8 protein-coding genes are annotated in these 10,205 nt (G+C 69.6%); 5 read left to right on the forward strand and 3 right to left on the reverse strand.

Features of this window, described 5'->3' with window-relative positions; translation table 11 throughout:
- On the reverse strand, positions 1–881 hold an 881-nt coding region (locus tag KUTG_RS36745; protein ID WP_043723453.1), incomplete at its 3' end, for a YihY/virulence factor BrkB family protein.
- 199 nt (positions 882–1,080) lie between these two features.
- On the opposite strand from KUTG_RS36745, the gene KUTG_RS36750 reads away from it, so the two are divergent.
- The 5 genes from KUTG_RS36750 (at position 1,081) to KUTG_RS36770 (ending at position 7,849) form a co-directional block, all read left to right on the forward strand.
- The gene (locus KUTG_RS36750; protein WP_043723455.1) at positions 1,081–2,802 is read left to right on the forward strand and encodes a DEAD/DEAH box helicase; all 1,722 of its coding nucleotides are present in this window, start codon (positions 1,081–1,083) and stop codon (positions 2,800–2,802) included.
- 345 nt (positions 2,803–3,147) lie between these two features.
- Positions 3,148–4,266, forward strand: a complete 1,119-nt coding sequence (locus KUTG_RS36755) for a sugar ABC transporter substrate-binding protein (protein WP_043723456.1) — start codon at positions 3,148–3,150, stop codon at positions 4,264–4,266.
- A gap of 134 nt (positions 4,267–4,400) precedes the next feature.
- Complete coding sequence (locus KUTG_RS36760; protein ID WP_043723458.1) at positions 4,401–5,177, forward strand: ATP-binding cassette domain-containing protein; 777 nt, start codon at positions 4,401–4,403, stop codon at positions 5,175–5,177.
- 20 nt (positions 5,178–5,197) lie between these two features.
- Positions 5,198–6,646: a sugar ABC transporter permease gene (locus KUTG_RS36765; RefSeq protein ID WP_043723459.1), complete on the forward strand. Its 1,449-nt coding sequence runs from the start codon at positions 5,198–5,200 to the stop codon at positions 6,644–6,646.
- Between the two features lie 30 nt (positions 6,647–6,676).
- On the forward strand, positions 6,677–7,849 hold the full coding sequence (locus KUTG_RS36770) for an ROK family transcriptional regulator (protein ID WP_043723462.1): 1,173 nt from the start codon (positions 6,677–6,679) through the stop codon (positions 7,847–7,849).
- A gap of 356 nt (positions 7,850–8,205) precedes the next feature.
- Here the strand turns inward: KUTG_RS36770 and KUTG_RS36775 are convergent, their stop codons facing one another.
- Positions 8,206–8,385, reverse strand: coding sequence for a DUF7455 domain-containing protein (locus KUTG_RS36775; RefSeq protein ID WP_043723463.1), 180 nt, complete (start codon positions 8,383–8,385; stop codon positions 8,206–8,208).
- 655 nt (positions 8,386–9,040) lie between these two features.
- Positions 9,041–10,205, reverse strand: a 1,165-nt coding sequence (locus KUTG_RS36780) for an RNA polymerase sigma factor (protein ID WP_043723465.1), incomplete at its 5' end; no start/stop codon positions are given.

Genomic DNA, 10,205 nt, shown 5'->3' on the forward strand with positions numbered 1-10,205 from the left:
CACATCTCCTCGATGGCGCTGTTGAAGTGCGCGCCGACGATGATGGCCATGCCGAGGAAGAACGTGAACAGCAGGAAGGCGATCGGGGTGGCCAGCGCGCCGTAGGTGTAGCCGGTGCTGGTGATCCACGAGATGTAGAGCCGCAACCCGATGCTGGACAACAGGAACATCACCATCGCCAGCCCCGCGCCGGGCAGACCCCGGTGCCACGGCAGCTTCCGCGGCAGCGCGACCTTGAACATCGTGGTCAGCGCCAACACCAGCAGCACGGCCATCACCGGGTAGTAGAACGTGCTCAGCAGCTGCTGCACGATCGGCCGCCACTGCCCGGGCACGACGGCGGCCAGCAGGTCCGGCCCCAGGGCCAGCAGCGGCAGCCCGATCACGGCCAGCACCAGGCCGACGATGTACATGAACAGCGCGAAGATCCGCTGCCACACCGGATGCCGCACGTCGTGCTGGCCGTAGGCGGCGGTGATCGCGTCCACGAACGAGGCCATCGCCGACGAGCCGGCCCACAGCGAGATCAGGAAGCCGATCGAGGCCACCTCGGTGTGCGCGCCGGTGAGGATGCTCACCACCGTGGGGGCGATGATTTGGTCCACGACGTTCGGACTGAATATGGTGTGGCAGAACGAAAGGATCTTGGACTGCACGGCGGTGACGATCTGCGGCCCGAACCAGTCGCCGACGAAGCTCAGGCAGCCGAGCAGACCCAGCAGCAGCGGCGGCAGCGACAGCGTCTGCCAGAACGCGGCCTCCGCGGCCTCCGAGAAGATGTCGCCGAACCAGGCCTTGGTGACCGTGCGCACCGTGAGCCGCCACGGCCCCCGCTTGTCGGGTGCGACCGCGCCGGTCTCCTGCTCAGGCTGCTGACCCATGGCACCCCAAAGCATGCGGCATCACGGGTTCCCCGGCTGGATCACCCCCCGAAACGTCATCTCGTGGTCATCGGCACAGCCCATCGGGCGGTGCCGTCCGGGTCCGTTGGGTAAGGTGGCACCAGCCCTCAGGGAACCCCACCGTGAGGGCATTCGCACGTCATCGGCAGGTTGTCGCAGCTAGGGAGGGTGAACGGCGTTGACGGACACCCTCAACCCGACGACGACCGCCGCACGACCGCTCCGGGCCTGGCAGCGCCGGGCCCTGACCCGGTACCTGACGACCAGGCCGCAGGACTTCCTCGCGGTCGCCACGCCCGGCGCCGGCAAGACCACCTTCGGTCTGCGCGTGGCCGCCGAGCTGCTGGCCGACCGCACGGTCGAGCGGGTCACGATCGTCACGCCGACCGAGCACCTCAAGCACCAGTGGGCCAAGGCGGCGGCCGAGGCCGGCATCGCGATCGACTCCAACTTCCGCAACGGCGCCGGCCAGACCTCCAACGACTACAACGGGGTCGCCGTCACCTACGCCCAGGTCGCGGCCCATCCGACGCTGCACCGCGTGCGCACCGAGAACCGCAAGACGCTGGTGATCCTGGACGAGGTGCACCACGGCGGCGACGCGAAGTCCTGGGGCGACGCCATTCGCGAGGCGTTCACGCCCGCGGTGCGCCGGCTGGCCCTGACCGGCACGCCGTTCCGCAGCGACGACAGCCCGATCCCGTTCGTCAACTACGAGCCCGACGGCGCCGGCCAGATGCGCAGTCGTGCGGATCACTCGTACGGGTACTCCGACGCGTTGCGCGACGGCGTGGTCCGGCCGGTGCTGTTCCTGGCCTACTCGGGTGAGGCGAGCTGGCGGACCGGCGCGGGCGAGGAATTCACCGCCCGACTGGGTGAACCGCTGACCCAGGAGCAGACGGCCCGGGCCTGGCGCACCGCGCTGGACCCGACCGGCGAGTGGATGCCGGCCGTGATCAGCGCCGCCGACCAGCGGCTGAACCAGGTGCGCCAGTCCATCCCGGACGCCGGCGCCATGGTGCTGGCCTCGGACCAGGAGTCGGCCAAGGCCTACGCGGAGATCATCAAGCGGCTGACCGGCGAGGAGCCGACGGTCGTGCTCTCCGACGACCCCAAGGCCACCGGCCGGATCGCCGAGTACTCGGCCGGCCAGGCCCGGTGGCTGGTCGCGGTCCGCATGGTGAGTGAGGGCGTCGACGTGCCGCGCCTGGCCGTCGGCGTGTACGCCACGAGCTCCTCGACGCCGCTGTTCTTCGCGCAGGCGATCGGCCGCTTCGTGCGGTCACGGCGCCCCGGCGAGACGGCCAGCGTGTTCCTGCCCAGCGTCCCCGTGCTGCTCCAGCTGGCCTCCGAGCTGGAGGCCGAGCGCGACCACGTGCTGGGCAAACCGCACCGTGAGAAGGACGGCTGGGACGACGAGCTGCTGGCCGACGCCAACCGGGCCAAGGACGAGGACGGCGAGGAGGAGAAGGGCTACACCTCGCTGGGCGCCTCGGCCGAGCTGGACCAGCTGATCTTCGACGGCTCCTCGTTCGGCACGGCGGCCATGGTCGGCACCGAGGAGGAGCAGGACTACCTGGGCCTGCCCGGCCTGCTCGCCCCCGACCAGGTGCGGGACCTGCTGCGCCAGCGGCAGGCCAAGCAGCTGGCCGACGTGTCGGCGCGCAAGGCGGCCGAGCCGGCCGCTGTGCCGCAGCCGGTCAAGGTGCGCACCACCCAGGAGCGGCTGGCCGAGCTGCGACGTGAGCTGAACACCCTGGTGTCGATGCACCACCACCGGACCAAGAAGCCGCACGGCAAGATCCACAGCGAGCTGCGCGCCTACTGCGGGGGCCCGCCCACCGCGATGGCCTCGGTCGAGCAGCTTGAGGAGCGGATCGCCACGCTGCGTTCGTGGTGACACCCGGTCGAGCGTGCACGGCCGAATGGGCGTAGGGCGCTTGGTAGCGCTCTCATGCCTGTCCGTGATCACGCCCGTGAACCTTTCGCCGCAGGAGAAGCGGCCAACCGTGCAATGAGCGTGCGGCACCTCACCCCGATTTAGTCACAACGCGTAGTTGACAGGCGGCTGTTCGGTGTAGCGGCGGCCTTCCGGTTACCGCGTCGTTGCCGCATCGTGTCGCCAGAACCGAACTTAACCGCTTCAGCTACCTTTCGTAGCGAGGCTCAGGGGCATATGTTCTGCGCCACAACATTTTCGCGGGGCTCTCTCAGTGACCCGCGCCACGATGAAGGGAACAGCCGGATGCGGAGCAGAACTCTCGCCGTGCTCGCCGCGAGCACCGGGCTCGCGCTGGCGGTCACCGGGTGTGGAGCCAACAGCAGCAGCGGTTCCAGCCCGACGTCGGGCAGCAGCGGCGCCAGCAACGGCGCCAAGGTCGGCGTGATCCTGCCCGAGACCACGACGTCCGCCCGCTGGGAGGGTTTCGACCACCCGCTGCTGGAGGCCGCGCTCAAGGCCGAGGGCTTCGACCCGATCATCCAGAACGCGCAGGGCGACGACCAGAAGGTCTCGCAGCTGGCCGACCAGATGCTCAGCCAGGGCGTCAAGGTGCTGATCCTCGCCTCCACCACCGGCGACGTGGGCGCCGCGGTCGAGAAGAAGGCCGAGGCCCAGGGCGTTCCGGTCATCGACTACGACCGCCTCAACGCCGGCGGCAGCGCCGACTACTACGTCTCGTTCGACAACCCCGGCGTGGGCAAGCTCCAGGGCCAGGCCCTCGCCGACGCGCTCAAGAGCAAGCCGGGCGCCCAGGTCATCGAGATCGAGGGCGCGCCGACCGACAACAACGCGACCCTGTTCCACGACGGCCAGGAGCAGGTGCTCAAGCCGCTCTACGACGCCGGCACGCTGAAGCTGGTCAAGAGCCAGTTCATCGACAAGTGGGACAACCAGACCGGTGGCTCCACCTTCGAGAACTTCCTGACCGCCAACGGCGGCAAGGTCGACGGCGTCCTCGCGGCCAACGACGGCCTGGCCGGCGCGGTCATCGCCGTGCTGCAGAAGAACCACCTCAACGGCACGGTCCCGGTGACCGGTCAGGACGCCACCGCCGACGGCCTCAAGGCCATCCTGCGCGGCGACCAGTACATGACCGTCTTCAAGCCGATCGACCAGGAGGCCAAGGCGGCCGCCAAGCTGGCCACCGCGCTGTTGAAGAACAGCAAGGCCGACGCCGACAAGATCGCCACGCAGAAGACCGTGGACCCGAAGACCCAGCGGTCGGTCCCGTCCCTGCTGCTCGACCCGCAGTCGATCACCAAGGACAAGGTCAAGGACGTCATCTCCGCGGGCGCCGTGCCGAAGGCCGACGTCTGCACGGGCGATGTCGCCCCGCTCTGCGCCCAGAACGGCATCAGCTAGTCAGCTGACGGCCTGATGCGAAGGCCGCCGCCGTGGCCGACCCGGACCCCCGACCCGGGCCGGCCGCGGCGGCTTCCCATGCCCGGCACCCCACCGCCACCGGGGCGGGCAGTGACAGTCTGGAGAAGACCCCCATGACCGAGCAGCCGATCCTTGAACTGCGCGGGATCAACAAGAGCTTCGGACCCGTCCACGTGCTGCACGACGTGGACCTCGTGATCCGCCCCGGCGAAGTGACCGCGCTCGTCGGCGACAACGGCGCCGGCAAGTCCACGGTGGTCAAGTGCATCGCCGGCATCCACGGCATCGACTCCGGCGAGGTGCTGTTCAACGGCGAGCCGGTGCACATCTCCGGCCCCCGTGAGGCCGCCGACTACGGCATCGAGGTCGTCTACCAGGACCTCGCGCTGTGCGACAACCTCGACATCGTCCAGAACATGTTCCTCGGCCGCGAGCGCGGCAAGCACGGCCTGCTCGACGAGACCGACATGGAGCAGGCCGCCCGCGAGACGCTGGCCTCGCTGTCGGTCCGCACGGTCAAGTCGGTGCGCACGCTGGTGGCGTCGCTGTCCGGCGGCCAGCGGCAGACCGTGGCCATCGCCAAGGCCGTGCTGTGGGACAGCAAGGTCGTGCTGCTGGACGAGCCGACCGCGGCGCTGGGCGTGGCCCAGACCCGCCAGGTGCTCGACCTGGTGCGCCGGCTGGCCGACCAGGGTCTGGGCGTGGTGCTCATCAGCCACAACATGAACGACGTCTTCGAGGTCGCCGACAACGTGGCGACGCTCTTCCTCGGCCGCATGGTCGCCCAGCTGCCGACCAAGAGCCTGACCAACACGCAGGTCGTCGAGCTGATCACCGCCGGCCGGTCCGGCGACATCGGCCTGGCCAAGCCCGAAGTCGCCACGGTCTGAATCGCAAGGGATCTCCTCCAATGACTGACACACCCGCCGCCGCCCCGCCGTCGGACCAGAAGCAGGCCGCGCAGGACCAGGCCGTCGCCGACTTCGGCATCGACACCACCCGGCGCACCACCGGCCAGGCCGTGCGCGACTACGTCGACCGCGTCCGCGGCGGCGAACTCGGCTCGCTGCCGGCGCTGGCCGGCCTGATCGTGCTGGTGATCCTGTTCGGCCTGTCGTCGAGCACGTTCCTCGGCCTGAACAACATCGCCAACCTGCTCGCGCAGGCCGCCGGCATCACCATCATCGCGATGGGCCTGGTGTTCGTGCTGCTGCTGGGCGAGATCGACCTGTCCGCCGGCACCGGCTCCGGCGTCGCCGCCGCCGTGATGGCGCTGCACTACGTCAAGGGCGGCAACCTCCAGGCCGGCATGGGCGACACCGTCTTCTACGCCTTCGTGATCGGCGGCCTGGTGGCCATCGGCGTCGCGGTCTGGCAGCGGATCTGGTTCGGCGCCGTGCTGTCCGCGGTCGCGGTGCTGATCCTGCTGCTCGGCGTGCCGGCCAACCCGTGGATCGAGATGCTGCTGGCCGTCTGCGTCGGCTCGGTCATCGGCTGCCTCACCGGCGTGATGATCTCCAAGATCGGCATCCCGTCCTTCGTCGTGACCCTGGCCCTGTTCCTGGCCTGGGGCGGCGTGATCCTCAAGCTGATCGGCGACGGCGGCACGCTGTCCATCAGCCAGGACCCGGTGCTGTTCGGCGTGGCCAACAACAACCTGAGCACCGTCGGCAGCTGGCTGCTGTTCGTGATCTTCGCCGGCGGCTACGCGGCCGTGGTGCTGTTCCGCCACTTCGGCCGGGTCCGCCGCGGCCTGGTCGCCCAGCCGACCTCGCTGATGATGATCAAGGTCGGCGCGCTCGTCGTGCTCGGCGCGGTGGCCACCTACCTGCTCACGGTCAACCGCTCGCCCAACCCGGACCGCGTCACCATCGCCGGCGTGCCCTACGTGGTGCCGATCGTGCTGGTGCTGCTGGTCGCCGGCACGTTCGTGCTCGACCGCACCAAGTACGGCCGGCACATCTACGCCGTCGGCGGCAGCGCCGAGGCGGCGCGGCGCGCCGGCATCAACGTGCCCAAGATCCGGATGAGCGTGTTCGTGATCGCCTCCACCGTCTCGGCGGTCGGCGCCATCGTCTACTCGTCCAAGGTCGGCTCGGTCGACCCGAACGCCGGTGGCGGCAACGTGCTGCTGTTCGCGGTCGGCGCCGCGGTCATCGGCGGCACGTCGCTGTTCGGCGGCAAGGGCCGGCTGTCCAACGCCATCATCGGTGGCTTCGTGATCCAGATCGTCAGCAACGGCCTCGGCCTGATCGGCGCGCCCGCGGCCGTGGTCAGCATCGTCACCGGTGCGGTCCTGCTGCTGGCGGCCAGCGTCGACGCGCTGTCCCGTCGACGGGCCAAGGCGACCGGTCACTAGCCGTCCCACAGGGGCACGAGGGGGTGTGCGGTGAGCGGTCCGCCAACCGCGGGTACACGTCCCGACGAGGTCCGCAGGCACAACCGGACCGCCCTGCTGCGCAGGCTGCACGTCGGCGGCCCGTGCACCAGGGCGGAACTGGCCGCCGAGTTGGGGCTCAACCGCAGCACGATCAAGGCGCTGGTGGACGGGCTGGCCGAGGCCGGGGTGGTGGTCGAGCAGGTCTCGGTCAAGCGCACCGGCGCCGGCCGGCCGTCCCTGCTGGTGCTGCCGCAGCCGCGGTCGCTGTGGGTGCTCGCCGTCGACGTCGGCGTCGAGCAGACCACCGTGGCGGCCGTCGGCTTCGGCGGCGAGGTGCTCGGCACCCGGGGCTGGACGCTGCCGCGCGGCTCCGGGTCGCCGGACGACCTGCTGGCCAAGATCGGCGCGGCCGGCCGGCGGCTGGCCGAGCGGATCGGCTCCGAGCCCGTCGGGGTCGGTGTGTCCGTGCCGGGTGTCGTCCGTCGTGACGGCTACGTGCACGAGGCGCCCAACCTGCACTGGGAGGGCGTGCCGGTGGGGGAGCGGCTGTCCGCCGCCCTGAACCGGCCGGTCCTGGTCGGCAACGACGCCGAGCTTGGGGCGCTGGCCGAGCACACCCGCGGCATCGCCACCGAGGCCGCCGACATGGTGTTCGTGTCGGTCGACGTCGGGGTCGGCGGCGGGGTCATCTCCGAGCGGGCAGCGCTGCGCGGCAGCGGCGGCTACGTCGGCGAGCTGGGGCACATGGTGGTTCGGCCCGGCGGCCGTCCCTGCTACTGCGGGTGCCAGGGCTGCTGGGAGACCGAGATCGGCGAGGACGCCCTGTGCCGGGCCCTGGGGCTGCCCGAGGGGTCGCCCCGGGAGGCCGTGGTCGGCGAGCTCCGCTCGCTGGCCGGCGAGGAGCCGCAGGTCGCGTTGACCCGGATGCGGGAGTTCACCGACTGGCTGGGGCTGGGGCTGATCAACGTGGTCAACCTGCTCGGGCCGCAGCTGGTCGTGCTGGGCGATTTACTGGCCGCGCTGCCCGACGCGGTCGTCGACGAGGCCGCCGAGACCGTGCGGGAACGCAGCCTGGTCAGCCGGGCCGTCGGCGGGATCCGGATCGTGGCCTCCCCGCTGGGCAAGGAAGCCAAGATCATCGGCGCCGCCGAGCTGGCCTTCCAACAGGCCCTCTCCGGCTGAGCCGCTCTTCATGCAGGGAACGTGATGCGGGGATGAGCGTAGCTATGAGATATATCTAGTCTCTAACGAACCCGATACCCAGACCTGTGGCCGCCCTACTGGAGCGCGAGAGACGCATGATTTACAATGGGTAGATCGCCCTTTAGGTTGAGCGACGCCGCTTCACCTACCGGAACGAGAACGTAGATACGTGCTCATCGTACACTGCTAGACTTACGAAGAACCTTCAAAGGCCTTGTTGGAACATCATTATACTGTCCCGAGCTAATAGCAACATTCTCGTGGGTAGCGGAAGGGGCGCGGGTCCACACCGGGCCCGCGCCCCTGATCGCTTGGATGTGTTCTCTGGCCCCGTCTCAGCCCTGCTGGATCTCGGCCGCGAGCTCACGCAGCTTGGCGTTGTGCTCGCGGGCGTGGTGGCCGCAGAAGAGGAGTTCGCCTCCGGACGGGAGAATGGCGCGTACCTGAGCGGCCGCGCCGCACCGGTCGCAGCGGTCGACAGCGGTCAGCTCGGGGCGGGTGAGCAAGGTCGTCATGGAAATTCTCCCTCCGTCCCGGCACCGGTGCTCCGGTGCCTACTTACAGCTGCGACCACCTACCTACCGGGTCGCCGCCCGGGGGGCTCGGTGCTCGCTGCCATCACCATTGCAGACGTTCGGCGCCTTCCCGGTGTTCCCCACCGTAGTGGCGACGCCCGTCACGTGAGATGTACCCGGATGTAGCAAGCCACACTCCGTGACATCCCACCCCTGTCGATGGTCCGTTGCCGGGGCCACCCACAGGTGCCGAGTCGGTTACGTTTTGTCGTCAGATCGGGTCTGAACTGACTCACCGCAACGAACTCAGTGACTCAAGCTACGTCAGAGAACCACGACCGGGTTCGTATCACCACCCCTGTTGTGGGATGAGTCACACAACAGAGAGTGATATTCGCTTCTGGCGAACAGTCGTTCAGGCCTTCGTTTCGCCCCCGGTGAGCGTCCAGGCCCCGGCGGGTCCCCAACACCCCGCCGAACGCGTCACGGGCGTCCTACGGGCCAACCAGGGGCCACGAACGGCCGTCGCCGGGGTGAACGCCCCACCCCGAGTGGATCTCCGGTCCGGGTTCGATCACCGGTGGGCACGCTCCGGGCAACACGAACGCCCCGTCCGGCCAGTGGCCGGACGGGGCGTCCGCTCAAGCCTGTCGGCTCAGTCCAGGTAGTCGCGCAGGACCTGGGACCGCGACGGGTGACGCAGCTTCGACATCGTCTTCGACTCGATCTGGCGGATCCGCTCGCGGGTCACGCCGTAGACCTGGCCGATCTCGTCCAGGGTGCGGGGCTGTCCGTCGGTGAGGCCGAAGCGCAGCCGCACCACGCCCGCCTCACGCTCGGACAGGGTGGCCAGCACCGACTGGAGCTGGTCCTGCAGCAGCGTGAACGACACGGCGTCGACCGCGACGACGGCCTCGGAGTCCTCGATGAAGTCGCCGAGCTGGCTGTCGCCCTCGTCGCCGATGGTCTGGTCGAGCGAGATGGGCTCCCGGGCGTACTGCTGGATCTCCAGCACCTTCTCCGGGGTGATGTCCATCTCCTTGGCCAGCTCCTCCGGCGTCGGCTCGCGGCCGAGGTCCTGGAGCAGCTCGCGCTGTATGCGGCCGAGCTTGTTGATGACCTCGACCATGTGCACCGGGATGCGGATGGTGCGGGCCTGGTCGGCCATCGCGCGGGTGATCGCCTGCCGGATCCACCAGGTGGCGTACGTGGAGAACTTGTAGCCCTTGGTGTAGTCGAACTTCTCGACCGCGCGGATCAGGCCCAGGTTGCCCTCCTGGATCAGGTCCAGGAACGCCATGCCACGGCCGGTGTAGCGCTTGGCCAGCGACACCACGAGGCGGAGGTTGGCCTCCAGCAGGTGGTTCTTGGCCCGCTCGCCGTCACGCACGATCCAGCGCAGGTCGCGGCGCATCTGCGGCGGCAGCTTCTCGGTCTCGTCCTCGGCCTTGCGCACCCGCTCGGCGGCGTAGAGCCCGGCCTCGATCCGCTTGGCCAGCTCCACCTCCTCCTCCGCGTTGAGCAGCGCGACCTTGCCGATCTGCTTGAGGTAGGCGCGGACGGAGTCGGCCGAGGCGGTGAGCTCGGCGTCCTTGCGGGCCTGCCGCAGCGCCTCCGACTCCTCCTCGTCCCAGACGAAGTCCGAGCTGTTCTTCGTCTCGGGCTCCTCGTCGGGCTCCTCGACGGCGACGTCCTCGACCACGACGTCCTCGAGCTCGGCGGCGTCGATCTCGACGTCGCCCTCGAGGTCCTCGGGCTCGTCGCCGTCGCCCGCCTTCTTGGCCTTGGCCGGACCGGCCTTGCCGGGGGCGGCCTTCTTG

It is taken from the genome of Kutzneria sp. 744 (assembly GCF_000568255.1).
GTDB lineage: Bacteria > Actinomycetota > Actinomycetes > Mycobacteriales > Pseudonocardiaceae > Kutzneria.